Origin of the sequence: uncultured Senegalimassilia sp., from assembly GCF_934630535.1 — a bacterium.
GTDB lineage: Bacteria > Actinomycetota > Coriobacteriia > Coriobacteriales > Eggerthellaceae > Senegalimassilia.
On record NZ_CAKTVU010000003.1, the window covers coordinates 198,521 to 212,967 of the forward strand.

A 14,447-nucleotide genomic window follows, 5' to 3' on the forward strand; every position below is an offset into this window, starting at 1 on the left:
GCCCCCGCTTCGGCAACAAGCGGGGGCGCCTTCGTCAGGAGGTATCAACGTGCACGGGGAAAACGGTCACGAGCTGCTCACCGATCTGTATCAGCTGACCATGGCGCAAGGGTATTGGGAAACGGGGCAGGGCGCCACGCAGGCGTGCTTCCATGCGTATTTCCGCGACTATCCCTTCCGTGGCGGCTACGCCATCGCTTGCGGAATGGACCAGCTCGCCGAGCTTATCGACGGGTTCGCGTTCAGCGCCGAGGACGTGGAGTACTTGGCAAGCCTTGATGCGCCCGGCGGGGGCAGGCTGTTCAAGCCCGCGTTTCTGGATTACCTGCGCACGTTCTCGCTGCGTGTGGACGTCGATGCCGTGGTCGAGGGCTCCGTGGTGTTCCCGCACGAGCCGATCGTGCGCGTGATGGGCCCCATCATGGATTGCCAGCTCATCGAGACGGCGCTTCTGAACTGCGTTAACTTCGAAACGCTCATCGCCACCAAGGCCGCTCGGGTGTGCTTGGCTGCCCACGGGCTGCCCGTCGCCGAGTTCGGCTTGCGACGTGCTCAGGGCGCCGGCGGCGGCATGTGGGCAAGCCGCGCCGCCGTGGTGGGCGGCTGCGCATCCACGTCCAATGTGCTTGCGGGCAAAACCTACGGCCTGCCGGTGTCGGGAACGCATGCGCATTCGTGGGTCATGTCGTTTCCCAGCGAGCTCGAGGCGTTCCGCGCCTATGCGCGCGAGTTCCCGCGCAACTGCGTGCTGCTCGTGGACACCTACGACGTGGAGCAGGGCATCCGCAACGCCATCACCGTGGGCCTTGAGATGCGCGCCCGGGGCGAGCGCCTGGCCGGCATCCGCATCGACTCGGGCGACCTTGCCTGGTTGGCGAAGATGGCGCGCCGCATGCTCGATGAGGCAGGCTTGCAGGATTGCGGCATCGTGCTGTCCAACGACCTGGACGAATACACCATCCAGTCCATCTTGGACGAAGGCGCCCCCGTCAGCAGCTGGGGCGTTGGCACCAAGCTTGCCTGCGCGTTCGACCAGCCCACGCTCGGCGGGGTATACAAGCTTTCGGCAACACGCGCTCCGGGGCAGGCGGAATGGGTCGACCGCCTGAAGATCAGCGAGTCGGCGGCGAAGCTGACGGTGCCCGGCGTGCTCGATGTGCGTCGCTACTATAACGATGACGGTACCATCGCCGGCGATATGGTGTTCGACGTGAACGCCGGCGTGGACGAGCGCCAGGTCATCGTGGACCCGCTCGACTCCATGCGCCGCAAGAAGCTTGCGGGCAAGCGGTTCTGCACGATGCTCGAGCCTCTGGCACGCAACGGGCAGGTGGTGCTCGACGCAGGCGACCGTAGCGCCATGGAGGCGCAACGGCGTTGCCGCGAAGGTCTGGCTTGTTTGGACGAGAGCCAAAAGCGCATGCTCAACCCCCATACCTATCCGGTGGGCTTGGAGTATGGTCTTTGTGAGCGCCGCCGCGCGCTTGTTGGCAAGCTTCGCGGTATCGCGTAGGGTTGAACGTAATGTACGCGCGTCTCGGTCGCGCTTTCGATAGGGGGATTCATGATCAGGATCATCACCGATTCCGTGTCTTCGATCACGCAGGAGATGGCGGCCCAGTTGGATATCCAGGTGGTCACGCTGTACGTGAACCGCAACGGCAGGGAATACGAGGACGCAACCATGGACTTGGATGCGTTCTATGCCGATATCTACGACATGGTGGATGATATCCCCACGTCAAGCCAGCCTTCCCAGCATTTGCTGGAAGAAGTGTTCGAGGATGCTGCCCGCGCCGGAGACCAGGTGTGCGGCATCTTCATCTCCACCGGCCTTTCGGGCGCCTACGACGGCGCCTTGCGCGCCATCCGCGCGGTGGCCGCGCGCAACATCGGCTTCAAGTGGGAGTTGATCGACTCGCAGTCGTGCGGTTTCGACGAGGCGTTCCCCGTGCTCGAGGCCGTGGCGGCTCGCGATGCGGGCGAGGACCTGCGCGGCGTGGCTCAGGCGGCGCTTGACGCCATCGAGCGCACCCGCTTCCTGTTCACGCCGGAAAGCCTGACGTTTCTGCAGAAAGGCGGGCGCATCGGCGGCGCGGCGGCGCTTCTGGGCAACCTTATCCAGCTGGCGCCGGTGCTCGCCGTACGCGACGGCTCCCCGATCACCTTCGCCAAGGTGCGCACGCGCAAAAAGGCCCTGGACAAGATCGTGGCGGCCATGAAGGCCGATATCGAGGAGCATGGGCTGCGCGATGTGGTGGTGCACTACATCGGCGATAAGGCCCCGGCGGTGAAGTGGGCCCACGAGGTCATCGAGCCCCTGCTCGGGCGCAAGGTCAGCGTGCTTCCCGTAAGCCCGGTGGTGGGTCTGCATGTGGGCCCGGCGGTCGGCGTCGCCTATGAATGCGCGCATGCCATCTCGGGTAAGCTGACCGGGCCGAAGGCGGCTTTGGCCTGCACATCTTAGGGGCACAAAGCGAAAACCCGTCCACGGCCTGAGGAGCGTGGGCGTTTCAACGAAAGGAGATGCATGGAAGCCCAGCCGAAATGCAATCTGATCATCGACTCCTGCTGCGACCTCCCTTTCGAGGTGATCGACCGTCCCGGCGTGCAGCTGCTGGAGTTTCCCTATATCGACGAGAAGGGCGAGCATAGCGACGATCTGTATCGCAGCGTCACGCCGCACGAGTTTTACGAGGGCATGCGCGCCGGCTTGCAGCCGTCTACGGCGCAGGTGCCCGTGACGGTGTTCCATGACATGTTCTCGAAGGCCATCGAAAGCGGCATCCCCACGGTGTACTTGAGCTTTTCCAGCGGCCTTTCCGGCAGCTTGAACACGGCGGTGATGGTGCGCGATCAGCTGATCGCCGAGCACCCTGAGGCAGAGCTGTACGTGGTCGACACCTATTTGGCGTCTATCGCCGAGGCACTTCTGGTCTACGAGGCGCTCAACCAGCGCGACAACGGCATGACGGCGCGCGAGCTGGCCGCATGGGCCGAAGAGGCGCGCTACTTCGTTGACGCCGAGTTCATGGTCGACGACCTGGAATCGCTGCGCCGCGGCGGCCGCATTCCCAGCACCGTCGCCTATGCGGGCGCGAAGCTTGACGTGAAGCCCCTGCTCAACATCAGCATCGAGGGCAAGCTTGCGCTGACGGGCGTGGCGCGCGGGCGCAAGAAGGGCATCAGGCAGCTTGCCGAGTACTGCTCGAAGCGCATGACCGATCAAATGCCGGGCCGTTGCGTGGTCATCGGCAACGCCGATTGCCCCAAGGACGCGGCGCGTCTGAAGGAGCTGCTGGCGAAAGAGGATGACAACCTGCTGTTTTTGGAAAGCAGCATCGGTCCGGTCATCGGCAGTCACGTCGGGCCGGGCATGCTGGCCGTGGTGTTTTGGGGCGGCGATAAGCGCGAGGAGCTTTCGGTGGCCGACCGCATCGCCCGCAAGATCAAGAAAGAGGGTTAAGCCATGACGAAGGCTTTCGTGTTCGCAGGAAACGATATGGTGGGGAATATGGTGGCCGATCGCCTGTGCGGCGCCGGCTGGCAGCGCGTGGGCGATGCGGGTGCGGCGGATGCCGTCATCACCTACTTCACCGCGCAAAACGCGCTCGAGGACGCGTACTTCGGCGACAACGGCATCGTGCAGGGCGCGAGCAAGGGCACGCTGCTCATCGACCTGTCCTGCACCACGCCCACCTTCGCCCGCGAGCTCAACGCCATGGCCTGCGTCGCCGACCTGGTCGCCGTCGAGGCACCGCTCGTGGTCACCGATGTCGCCGTGCCCGATGCGTTCGCGACACGTGAGAACCTGGGCTGCTTCGTGGGCGGCGAGGAGGACTGCGTCGAGGCGGCACGCAAGGTTCTCGACCTGCTGGTTGCCCACATCACCGATGCCGGCGGCCCGGGTTCGGCCCAGCTTGCCCGCGCCGCGTACAGCCTGCAGGCCTCGGCGCAGCTGGTCGCTGCCGTGGAGGCCGATGCGCTGTACCATGCGGTGCGCACGTCTTCGGACATGGGCGAGATCGCGGGTATGCGCGCCGGTGCGCTCACTCCGGCTGGCGATGCGCTGCTGGCAGCCGTCACCGACGGCCGTTTCGATGGCACCTACACCGTGGAGATGCTCATGGGCGAGCTGACCGCGGCGTTGACCACCGCCGACGATGCGGACCTTATCCTGCCGCAGGCCGAGGCCGTTCAGCGCCTGCTGGAGCTTCTGGCCATCATCGGCGGGTCGGATAAGGCGCCCTCGGCGTTGTCTCTCGTGTATCGCGAGGAAGACGCATGCGCGAAGGAGGGCCTGGACTGGACCCGCGCCGAGCAAACGTACGGCGACCATGACCATGACCATGACCATGATGAGGATGCCGACTGGGGCGACGATTTCGGCGATGCCGGCATCATGGACGATGACGGCATGACGGGGGCTTATCCCGGCTTCAACTAGGTACTCGCCCGTTAAGGGCGATCGAGCAATGCATGGGGCCCGCGAAGCGGTTGCCCGGCTGTTTGGATGGATGGGCGCAGGCGCTGAGACGGCGCTGCCCGCCATGGGCCGGGTTGCGCGTTGCGGGCCTTTTCGTCTGCCGGGCGGCTTGGGTTTCGCTTGGCAGGGGTGAACGCCGCGTCGCGTCAGGACATGGCGTGCGGCCGGGCTTTCAGCTAGCGGTCGTGTATGGAAGCAGGGAAGGGATCTGCTATGGAGTTCGAAGAAGAGTTGTCTTGCTGCAAGCTGTGCCCGCGGGCGTGCGGCGTCGATCGCGCTGCTGGCGAACGCGGTGTGTGCGGGGCGCAAGGGCAGCTGGTGGTGGCCCGTGCGGCGCTGCACATGTGGGAGGAGCCGCCCATCAGCGGTTCTCGCGGCAGCGGCACCGTGTTCTTCTCGAACTGCCCGCTTCGGTGCGTGTACTGCCAGAACCAGGTGATCGCCGCGGGGTGCGCAGGTGTGCCCGTGGCCGTGGACGATGTGGCCGATATGTGCCTTGACCTGCAGCAGCAGGGGGCGATGAACGTCAATTTCGTCACGCCGACGCACTATGCGCCCCACATTCGCGCTGCCGTTGCCCGCGCCCGCGCCCGCGGTTTGACGCTGCCCGTGGTCTGGAACACCTCGGGGTATGAGACGGTGCAGGCCGTGCGGGACAATATGGGTACGGTGGACGTGTACCTGACCGATTTCAAATATTGCTCGAGCAGCCTTGCCCGCCGCTATTCTGCGGCGCCAGATTACCCTCAGGTAGCTCTGGCGGCCCTTGAGGAGATGGTGCGTTGCGTGGGCGTCCCCGCCGGCGATGAAGTCGAAGGCCAGCCGCGTCTTACGCGCGGGGTGGTGGTGCGTCACCTGATGCTGCCTGGGGCTTTGGAAGATTCCAAACGCGTGGTGCGCACGATATGGGAGCGCTTCGGAGGCGATGTGCTGTTGTCGTTGATGAACCAGTACACGCCGGTGCTGGCTGAAACGGCGAAGGCCGGTGATGCATGGGCCAAGCGCCAGCTTGCGCGTTGTCCCGAGCTGGCCGGACGCGTGTCCGATGCGGAATACGAGGAACTGCTGGACTATGCCGACTCGCTGGGGATCGACGACTATTTCTGGCAGCAGGGCGGTGCGGCCCAGGACAGCTTCATCCCTGCATTCGATTTGACCGGGGTTCTGCGATAATATCGCACAAACGTTCTTGACCACGAACAAGCGTACGAGTATAGTAGTTGCTTATAACACGTACGGATGTTTGTGGAAGGGGAGCCATGGATGTGCAGGAGAAGCTGGAGATCCTTGCCGATGCGGCGAAATACGATGTCGCCTGCACATCGTCGGGGTTGCAACGCAGCTCGAAGGCCGGTTATGTCGGCAACGCGCTCGGTGCAGGATGCTGCCATAGCTTTACGCCCGATGGGCGTTGCATCTCGCTGCTCAAAGTGCTCATGACCAACGCTTGCGTGTACGACTGCGCATATTGCGTTAACCGTTGCAGCAATGAAGTACCGCGCGCAGCGTTCACGCCCGAAGAGCTGGCCGATCTTACCATGGCGTTTTATCGCCGCAACTATATCGAAGGGCTGTTCCTCAGCTCGGGCGTCATCGGTTCGCCCGACCATACCACCGAGCTTATGATCCGCACGTTGCGGCTGCTGCGCGATCATCACCGGTTTCGCGGATATATCCATGCAAAGGTCGTGCCGGGAACCTCGCCGGAGCTTATCGATAGGCTTGGGCATCTTGCGGATCGCATGAGCGTGAACCTTGAACTACCTAGCCAGACAAGTTTGAGCTTGCTGTGCCCTCAGAAAACCAAACAGCGCATCATCGCCCCTATGCGTCAAATCAGGGACAACATGGCGCAGGATCGTGAGTCGCGGGGAATATCGCGGCGCAGCACAACGTATCTGCCATCTACCCGTCCGAAGGAGCGGGGGCGTGCGTTCGTGCCAGCGGGGCAGTCCACGCAGATGATCATAGGGGCTACTCCAGAAACCGATTTCCAAATCCTTAACCTGTCGCAGGCGCTATATAAGACCTTGCAGCTCAAGCGCGTGTTCTTCAGCGCATATCTGCCGGTAAGCTCCGATGAGCGCCTGCCGCAGAACGTTGGGGTGCAATTGAACCGCGAACATAGGCTGTATCAGGCTGATTGGCTGCTGCGCTATTACAAATTCGACGTGTCGGAGATCATCAGCGCCGATGCGCCGAATCTGGAGATGGATGTTGACCCGAAAGCCGCATGGGCGCTGAATCATCTGGATTTGTTTCCGGTGGAGGTGAACACGGCTCCGTTGGAGGTGTTGCTACGCGTGCCAGGGATAGGTCCGCGTGGGGCACGTCTGATCGTGCGCGCCCGACGTAGCTCGTGCTTGCGGGAAGGGGAGCTTCGAAAGCTGGGAATCGCCTTTAAGCGGGCGCGTTACTTCATCACCTGCAACGGGAAATACCAAGGCAATGGGGTGGAGTTTTGCCCCGAGGCTTTGCGGGCGCAGCTGGCAAGTCCCATCGAAGGCGGTCGTCATGGCGCCCGTTCGGGGAAGGTGCTGCCTGGGCAGCTTAGCCTATTCGGGTCGGAAGTCGGGCGTGTGGCCATAGGAGCAGGGGATAAGGCGACCGCGCAGGGCGGCAGCGCGAGAGGAGCGCAGCGGCTGCAGGCGCCGGTGGTTCAGGAAGGCGTGGCCGATGGGATCTTCGGTTGGCAGCATGCGTTGCAGGGCCGGCAGAAGGTGCCCGCATGAGCTTGGATGTCGGTAGGGAGCCGCTGGACAATGTGGCATACGTGCACGATGGCACTACCGAAGGGCTGCTAACGGCGATATTCCAAGCATATGCGTTGCACGAGCAGCCCGAAGACTTTTCGACCGAGACCGCGTTGCAGCCTCGGTTGGGGCAAAGCGTGCGCTATATCGAAACCGATGCGACATTGGCGGCGCGTGTGAAGACGGGCATCGTGCGAAAAGCAGGTCGGGATGCCTGGGATGCGGTGCTGCATACGTCGTTGTCGGACGACTACTCGGCGGGCATTGCGGTGTATCGGTTCGTTCGATTCGTCATGGCGCATCCTGTTGCCATTAATCGCGGCTTGATACGGAACTTCGCACATCCTATAGCCGGTCCCGTAGCGCGTCTGGAGCGGTCGGTCATGAACGAGCGGCACTTGATGATGCAGTTCTTGCGTTTCGAGCACTTTGAAAACGGCATATGGTTCGCGAAGTGCAACCCCAAGGCCAATGTGGTGCCGCTGCTCATGGATTGGTTTGCCGATCGGTTCAATACCGAGCGTTTCGTCATCTACGATGAGGTTCATCAAGTTGCGGGCATCTACGATGGTTCGGGCTGGTATTTAGCGCAAACCGATGAGGTGCATCTGCCGCGGTATGCGGCGGATGAAGCCGCTATGCAGGCAGCGTGGAAAGGGTTCTACGATGCCATGTCCATATCCGCGCGCTATCATCCGGAGCTTCGAAGGCATTTCATGCCGAAGCGCCTGTGGCGCAATATCACAGAATTGCGTGATGGGCTGACGGGCGGTAATGCAAAGGACGCTTTGCCCGCTGTTGGAATACTTCCGGAAAAGCGGCTGTAAAACCACGATCGCACGCTCGGATAATGCCCCTTTGCTGTCGCAATACCCCTGGGAAGCTGGTGTAAAACGCGCTCGATGGCAGAGGGGAGCTGTGTTTGGCATATCGCCGATGCCGTCCTCGGGCATCGGCGATATGGTTCTTCTTACAGCGTACGTGCCGCGTTGTCCGGGTTTATCGACATGCTCTGGAAGCGGTCCTCCATGTACTGGTTGTCGAAATGATCGTCGATGAATCGGGAGATGGCGTTGTCGGGCGCTACGCCGGCTTCACGCTGGTACCAGCGGTCGAGCGACATCAAGGTCATGCCGCAGTCGACGATCATCAAGGCGGCGCATACGGTGGTCAGGGAATAACGCCAGTTCCAAGGGATGCGATTGACCAGTCGCAGCATCCAGGGCAGGCACAGCTTCACCCAGAACAGGCCAAGCACGCCCCACATGGCCATGAACATGCCGTTGGTGCGGCCGTCGATGGAGAGGAACGTCCCGGTGTAGTCCCAGGCAACGATGCCGAAGGCGAACTGCATAAACCAGCTGACCGCATATTCGAATGCCCCACCGATCACTGCGCTCACCAGGAAGATCACGGGAAAGGGCGCTTTGTGGAAGCGGTTGAGCGCCATGGTCATCAACATCGCGCCAACGCCATAAATCGGGCTGAAGGGTCCGAACAGCAAACCGGCTCGATCTTCGTATACGCCGGGGTCAACCACCAGCACGTGATATATGGTCTCAATGACAAGGCCCAATACGCTGCACACCACGAATATCCAAAACAGGTTGAAGAAGTTCAAGGTGATGTAGCCGCGACCGGTGGGGTCGAGGCCAAGCGTGCCATCTTCCGCTTGCTCCCTGGTTTCCATGTCGCGTAGCTTGCGATGCAGCTCGCGCTCGCCGGCGAGCGCCGGGTCAAGGTAGGATTGCATGACGATAAGGAATACCGCCACCACGGCATGAGGAATCACATTGGCGCCAAGGCCGTTGAGCATGATGGAGCAGATGATGATAGCCGCCAAGATAAGGATCATGGCCTCGGTGCCTCGTGCGGCATGTTTACGCTTGTTTCGCAGCAAACGGATGCCGAAGATGGCGAACATGGCGGCCAGTGCCGTGTACAGCACCGTTTCCACAACGTAGATGACTACGGTGGCGGTGGAGGCTCCGATGTCTAAGTTCCCAGAAGTGAACGCCAGGACCATAGTCACAATGGTTATCGTCAAAAGAACTGCGGTGGCGCCTCCTGCCACCAGGCATAGCACGCCGAATACCTTTACCGCTAAGGGAAGTCGTTTGCGGTCGATGGCATCGCGGTCGGTTCGAAAGCGTTTCCTCACCTTGGAGGACGATGTGGCGTTAGGGGCGGAGTTCTGTTCGTCGTTGGTCATGGGGCTCCCAAATAGATATCGCGTTCGCTGAATGGCGGATTCTTTCCGCGAACAAGTATAACCAGATAACGATGGTAGTTTGGCAAGAGCGGTTAACGGTTCGGTTGCGATACGGAAAACGCAGGCATTCGTGTAATCGTTTGCGGTAACAATGATACCTGTGGTCTGAAGGCTCGAGCAAAGGCCTGCAGTCAAATGGCGGCTTAACGGCTATTGGAGCGCGTGCGCGAGCGCAATATGCCCGGGCGTTCTTCTTGTGACGGCCTTATGCCTTTTTTTGCAGGATGATGCTTTGAGAATTCAGGTTGTTGACGTACAATGGCTCGACACGCATTTTCGTGTGCCGGCATGACGCAATGGTAGCGTAGCAGTTTTGTAAACTGCCTGTTGCAGGTTCGAGTCCTGTTGCCGGCTCCATCGTTACGTCAAGGCCATCGCTTACCGCGGTGGCCTTTTTGCTACACGCTGTTCTTGCTTGTTTTGCAATGGCTTGCCTTGTTCGGAGGGGGCGGTATGAACGAGACGGCTGTGGATGAAGCTGCGCTTGGGCTGACATCGGAAGAAGCGCAGACGCGCATCGCTGCAGGCGAAGCCAATGTCGATGCGGGTGTTAAAACGCGATCGGTTGGACAGATCGTGCATGATAACGTATGCACGTTGTTTAACTTGGTAAACGCCATCTTGGCGCTTATCGTGCTGCTCACCGAGTCGTACAAGAACATGTTGTTCATGGTGGTCATCGTGTGCAACACCGTGATCGGAATCGTCCAAGAGGTACGTTCGAAGCGCATCACCGATAAGCTGTCGATCATATCCGGATCAAAGGCCCATGTGCTGCGTGACAACTTGGAAACCGAACTGCCCCTCGATCTGCTGGTGCGCGATGATGTGGTGGTGCTGCGTCGCGGGGATCAGGTCCCTGCGGATGCGGAGGTCGTGAGCGGTGAATGTCGGGTTAACGAGAGCCTGCTCACCGGTGAAGCCGATCTTGTCCGCAAGCAGCCTGGTAACACGCTCATGAGCGGATCGTTCATCAACTCGGGAACGGTGTTTGCGCGTGTGATCCACATCGGTGCCGAGAACTATGCGGCAAAGATCTCCGCTGAGGCAAAGGAGCGCAAGGCCGTGTGCTCCGAGATCATGCGCTGCCTGAACGGCATCATCAAGTTCGTCAGCTGCATCATGTTTCCGTTGGGCGCGTTGCTGTTCGCGAGGGATTACCTCTCGGGCAACTCGGAGCTGAATAGCGCCATTCTATCCACGGTGTCTGCGCTGGTGGGTATGATCCCCGAGGGCCTGATCCTTCTCACATCAACGGTTCTGGCTGTGGCTGTCGTGCGCTTGTCGAAAAGCCAGGTGCTCGTTCAGCAGCTCTACTGCATCGAAACGTTGGCGCGCGTGGATGTGCTGTGCTTGGATAAAACGGGCACCATCACCACGGGCGACATGGAGGTTGCTTGGGTGCGGCCCGTAGAGGGCGAAGCCGCCCAGGATGCGCCCGAAGCGCTTGAGAGGGAAACGTGCCGCGCGTTGCGCGCCATAGCCTGCGCTGACGATGATCCAAACGAGACATCGCGAGCGATCGCGGACTACTTCAAGGATGCCGAAGGCCGTCCCGAAACGTGCTCGCGTATGATTCCCTTCAGTTCGGATAAGAAATGGTCCGGCGTTCAGCTTTCGGGCGGGTCGTGCTATGTCATGGGTGCTGCGCAATTCGTGCTCGGCGACGATTTCGAACGCGTCAGATCGCAAGTTGAAAGACTGGCCGCTGATGCGCGCTTATTGCTTATCGCCCGCGTGCGAGGTTTTGATGAGTTGGGAAGCCTTCAAGGTTCCCCTCAGCCGTTAGGATTCGTGGGCATTCGCGATCAGGTCCGCCCAACGGCGGCGGAAACCATCGCCTATTTCAAAGACCAGGGCGTGCGCGTGCTCGTCATCAGCGGTGATGATCCGCATACCGTTTCGGGTATCGCAGCGAAGGTGGGGGTGGAAGGTGCGGAACGCTTCGTTGACGCCACCACGCTGAAAACCGAATCCGATGTGGAACGCGCGCTAGTGTGCGACAGCGTGTTCGGTCGCGTAAGGCCCGAGCAGAAAAAGCAGTTCGTCTTGGCGCTTCAAAAGGCGGGGCATACCGTTGCCATGACCGGCGATGGCGTGAACGATACGTTGGCGCTCAAGGCAGCCGACTGCAGCATTGCCATGGCTTCAGGTTCAGATGCCGCGCGTAACGTGGCGCAGCTGGTGCTCGTCGACAATGATTTCGCCAGCATGCCGAAGGTGGTGGCCGAAGGCCGTCGTTCCATCAACAACCTGCAGCGCTCCGCATCGCTGTTCCTGGTGAAAACGCTGCTGTCCATCGCCGCCGCCCTGCTGTTCATAGCGGCACCGTGGCAGTATCCCTTCCAACCTATCCAAATGACGCTCATCAGCGCATTCACCATCGGCATACCGTCGTTCGTGCTTGCGCTTGAGCCGAATCGAGAGCGCATCCGGGGTCGTTTCCTGGACAACGTCATCGTCAAGTCGATTCCCGGCGCCGTATGCTCGGTGTGCTGCATTCTTGTGGCGAACGTGGTGGGCTATTACCTCATGGGCCTTGACTACGAGCAGGTGTCCACGTTGTGCGTGTTGCTGACGTCCTGGATTGGATGCAACCTGGTCATCCGCCTATCCATACCGTTTACGGCTATCCGCGCGGTGCTGCTTGTCGTTGTGATCGGCGGCACCGCTGGTGCGTGCCTGCTCATGCCCGGCGTGTTCTGCATAGCGCCGTTCACACCGGGTATGTGGGTGTTTTACGGCATCATCGCGGCGTTATCCGCCGTGGCGTTCCACGCGCTCTACCTTAAGCTCGATGCGCTACACGCAGCGCGCATCGGCGAATCGGAGTAGGGGCCCGTCCCGACGGGGGAGGGTGGCGGTCTGTCTCCTTGCGAGGGCGACAGGCGGCAGCCTGCGTCCCATCGGGGGCAAGGGCGGCAAACCGCTCGTTAGCGCCTACGCCCCCGCGTGCGGTGCGGCTTCCGGCGCTATCGCCCGATGTCTTTCAGGTCCATCTCGTAAACGAACATGCGCTCGGGAAGAATCGACGCTGCATTCTCCGCAAAAGACTGCTCTGCAGCGCGTCTCATGCCCCTGTGCTCGTAATACTCCCACGTGCAATCGGTGTCGGTGAACAGGAATGCCTTCGATGCCCCTTGGGCCGCCAAATAGCGCTGGGCGTGGTCCATAAGCGTGCTTCCGATTCCGAGTCCTCTGACCTTGTCGGACACGGCGAACAGCACCAGCTCGAAATCGGGGTCGCAGCCGCTTTGCGCAAGTAACGCGCGGTCGGCTTGTTTTGCGGTCTTAAAGAAGTGCACAAGGTCTGCGCTGCTGCCGCCTAGCTCGTCAAGTTCCTTGCGCGCGTCTTGCTCGATGATCTTCCAATGCGCCTGCGTTTGCTCGCTAAAGGCGCCTGCCCGTGCCATGATCACGCCGATGGGGGAGTCGTTGACAACGGCAACTTCGGTGAAGGTGTTGCGCTGTGCAAAGTTGGCAAGATCGACGATTCCCGAAACTACGCGTTTTCTGCCATCAGCGTAGGTATGCCACGTGTTGCCAAGGATGACGCCAGCTGCCTCGATATCCTTGTCTTGAAGCGGGCGATATTCAACAGGTTCCATGAGTCGTAGTGCTCCTTGCAAATAGTCCATTATCAGACCAAGTAGTCTTATAATGGACCTTAACAGAGAGCAGCTTGCATTGCAATCCGGCATATAGGACAAAAAGGGCGTTGGCTTCCGCCAACGCCCAAAGTCGGAAAACACTGTTTTCCTGCAAGCCGCAATCCCGGACAATCGCAAATTCATATCCTGTGATACATGGGGGGGGTGAATCGAAGCATTGATTTACGCCCCCCCATGTATCAATCGGCATTAAACGTTCTGGGTGATGTCAAGTGCGCGATAGAGCCTATCAGGCACGAGGCTTACCAAATCGTCGGTCCAAACAACCAAATCGGTATCAGCGTCAGAACGGAACCAATCGTTCAGTACTTCGCACTCTAGCTTCGAGAACATCTCCACCAAGAACTGCATATTGTGATCAACGGGCACGTTTCGATACGTTCTAAGCGTCTCAAGCAGAACCGTTTGCCTGTTTTGCGGCATGACCGTCTGACCGAATGGCGTATTGATGCTGTACTGAATGGACTTCTTGAAGAACTCTCGCTCCGTTGACAATATCCGGATGTGGTGATAATACCCGGTGCGCCAGTTGATGGTTCGCCCGATTTCGTTCAGATAAAACTGTCGGCAAAAGATACAGAACCACCAAGGAATATCGTACTTACTACGAAAATGACGGTAAAACGTCTGGCGGGAAATGTTCGCTTTCTCGCAAATCTCCGAAATAGTCATGCAATCCAAAGACCGATCGACCGCATGCAAGATACTCATTTTCGTTTTTAGATCAGGAGTGTTGAAAATATCCTGACTCGAAAGCAGGTCCGTCAGCATGAATGCCATCTCCCCCTGTAATAAGCCTCAATTCCATGTCATTAAAAACCGATAGACAGGAGTAATAACTCCCGAACACATTTAACCACAGCGTTTATAGGACGAGCGGCGCGAATGCAACGCCGGGCGGTGTAGCAGGTAGTCAAATCCAAGTCCGAAAATGGACCATAATGGTTGACATATCAAGTCTTTTGTTCCATCCGTTGGAATATTCTAATGACGGGAGTCCCCCAAGGCAATACGATACAGAAGAGAAATCTACCTTTTTGGTACAATCTTTGAATCATTTCCTTTGTTTCGAAAGCATTAAAAGCGCACAATGGAGCCATGGAAAAACGGTGAAGGAAGCACCGGAGATCCTGCGGAAAGGAAGAGCACTTCCTCCGCAAAACGACAGCGGTATTTAATAATACCGCGAAGAAAGGAGACAGTCATGGCGAAGATTGTCAACTCTTGGAACGACTGGGATCCGTTGAAGCGCGTCATCGTTGGCC

The 14,447-nt window shown here is 59.7% G+C and carries 12 protein-coding genes and 1 tRNA gene; 9 read left to right on the top strand and 4 right to left on the bottom strand.

Features of this window, described 5'->3' with window-relative positions; translation table 11 throughout:
- The first annotated feature begins 49 nt into the window (after nt 1-49).
- From Q0D52_RS03490 to Q0D52_RS03520, 7 genes are all read left to right on the top strand, one after another.
- Nucleotides 50-1,513 (top strand): nicotinate phosphoribosyltransferase, encoded by a 1,464-nt coding sequence (locus Q0D52_RS03490; protein WP_294380165.1) that lies wholly within the window; start codon nt 50-52, stop codon nt 1,511-1,513.
- 51 nt (nt 1,514-1,564) lie between these two features.
- Nucleotides 1,565-2,467: a DegV family protein gene (locus Q0D52_RS03495; protein ID WP_294361901.1), complete on the top strand. Its 903-nt coding sequence runs from the start codon at nt 1,565-1,567 to the stop codon at nt 2,465-2,467.
- Between the two features lie 63 nt (nt 2,468-2,530).
- Nucleotides 2,531-3,466 carry a DegV family protein gene (locus tag Q0D52_RS03500; RefSeq protein ID WP_294380167.1) on the top strand — a complete coding sequence of 312 codons (936 nt, stop codon included), beginning with the start codon at nt 2,531-2,533 and terminating at the stop codon, nt 3,464-3,466.
- Nucleotides 3,467-3,469: 3 nt separating this feature from the next.
- Nucleotides 3,470-4,447: an NAD(P)-binding domain-containing protein gene (locus tag Q0D52_RS03505; RefSeq protein WP_294380170.1), complete on the top strand. Its 978-nt coding sequence runs from the start codon at nt 3,470-3,472 to the stop codon at nt 4,445-4,447.
- 252 nt (nt 4,448-4,699) lie between these two features.
- On the top strand, nt 4,700-5,659 hold the full coding sequence (locus Q0D52_RS03510; RefSeq protein ID WP_294361904.1) for a 4Fe-4S cluster-binding domain-containing protein: 960 nt from the start codon (nt 4,700-4,702) through the stop codon (nt 5,657-5,659).
- A gap of 86 nt (nt 5,660-5,745) precedes the next feature.
- Entirely contained in the window at nt 5,746-7,218 is a 1,473-nt protein-coding gene (locus Q0D52_RS03515; protein WP_294380172.1) for a putative DNA modification/repair radical SAM protein, read from the top strand.
- Nucleotides 7,215-8,066 carry a TIGR03915 family putative DNA repair protein gene (locus Q0D52_RS03520; protein WP_294380175.1) on the top strand — a complete coding sequence of 284 codons (852 nt, stop codon included), beginning with the start codon at nt 7,215-7,217 and terminating at the stop codon, nt 8,064-8,066. The genes Q0D52_RS03515 and Q0D52_RS03520 overlap by 4 nt, the downstream gene beginning before the upstream one ends.
- A 143-nt stretch (nt 8,067-8,209) precedes the next feature.
- Here the strand turns inward: Q0D52_RS03520 and Q0D52_RS03525 are convergent, their stop codons facing one another.
- Nucleotides 8,210-9,451, bottom strand: a complete 1,242-nt coding sequence (locus Q0D52_RS03525) for a putative ABC transporter permease (RefSeq protein ID WP_294380177.1) — start codon at nt 9,449-9,451, stop codon at nt 8,210-8,212.
- 342 nt (nt 9,452-9,793) lie between these two features.
- Here Q0D52_RS03525 and Q0D52_RS03530 point away from each other — a divergent pair.
- Together Q0D52_RS03530 and Q0D52_RS03535 are read left to right on the top strand one after the other, a co-directional pair.
- Nucleotides 9,794-9,868: transfer RNA gene (locus Q0D52_RS03530), tRNA-Thr, on the top strand.
- A 96-nt stretch (nt 9,869-9,964) separates the two neighbouring features.
- Nucleotides 9,965-12,346 carry an HAD-IC family P-type ATPase gene (locus tag Q0D52_RS03535; protein ID WP_294380179.1) on the top strand — a complete coding sequence of 794 codons (2,382 nt, stop codon included), beginning with the start codon at nt 9,965-9,967 and terminating at the stop codon, nt 12,344-12,346.
- 137 nt (nt 12,347-12,483) lie between these two features.
- Here the strand turns inward: Q0D52_RS03535 and Q0D52_RS03540 are convergent, their stop codons facing one another.
- From Q0D52_RS03540 to Q0D52_RS03550, 3 genes are all read right to left on the bottom strand, one after another.
- On the bottom strand, nt 12,484-13,119 hold the full coding sequence (locus Q0D52_RS03540; RefSeq protein WP_294380181.1) for a GNAT family N-acetyltransferase: 636 nt from the start codon (nt 13,117-13,119) through the stop codon (nt 12,484-12,486).
- Between the two features lie 252 nt (nt 13,120-13,371).
- Entirely contained in the window at nt 13,372-13,962 is a 591-nt protein-coding gene (locus tag Q0D52_RS03545; protein ID WP_294361910.1) for a helix-turn-helix domain-containing protein, read from the bottom strand.
- 297 nt (nt 13,963-14,259) lie between these two features.
- Nucleotides 14,260-14,447: hypothetical protein (locus Q0D52_RS03550; RefSeq protein WP_294361911.1), on the bottom strand; the 188-nt coding region annotated here is incomplete at its 5' end.

Coding starts and splice junctions, on each gene's coding strand:
- Q0D52_RS03535 (WP_294380179.1), top strand. CDS start 9,965: ATGAACGAGACGGCTGTGGATGAAGCTGCGCTTGGGCTGACATCGGAA.
- Q0D52_RS03500 (WP_294380167.1), top strand. CDS start 2,531: ATGGAAGCCCAGCCGAAATGCAATCTGATCATCGACTCCTGCTGCGAC.
- Q0D52_RS03540 (WP_294380181.1), bottom strand. CDS start 13,119: ATGGAACCTGTTGAATATCGCCCGCTTCAAGACAAGGATATCGAGGCA.
- Q0D52_RS03545 (WP_294361910.1), bottom strand. CDS start 13,962: ATGGCATTCATGCTGACGGACCTGCTTTCGAGTCAGGATATTTTCAAC.
- Q0D52_RS03525 (WP_294380177.1), bottom strand. CDS start 9,451: ATGACCAACGACGAACAGAACTCCGCCCCTAACGCCACATCGTCCTCC.
- Q0D52_RS03520 (WP_294380175.1), top strand. CDS start 7,215: ATGAGCTTGGATGTCGGTAGGGAGCCGCTGGACAATGTGGCATACGTG.
- Q0D52_RS03505 (WP_294380170.1), top strand. CDS start 3,470: ATGACGAAGGCTTTCGTGTTCGCAGGAAACGATATGGTGGGGAATATG.
- Q0D52_RS03510 (WP_294361904.1), top strand. CDS start 4,700: ATGGAGTTCGAAGAAGAGTTGTCTTGCTGCAAGCTGTGCCCGCGGGCG.
- Q0D52_RS03515 (WP_294380172.1), top strand. CDS start 5,746: ATGGATGTGCAGGAGAAGCTGGAGATCCTTGCCGATGCGGCGAAATAC.
- Q0D52_RS03495 (WP_294361901.1), top strand. CDS start 1,565: ATGATCAGGATCATCACCGATTCCGTGTCTTCGATCACGCAGGAGATG.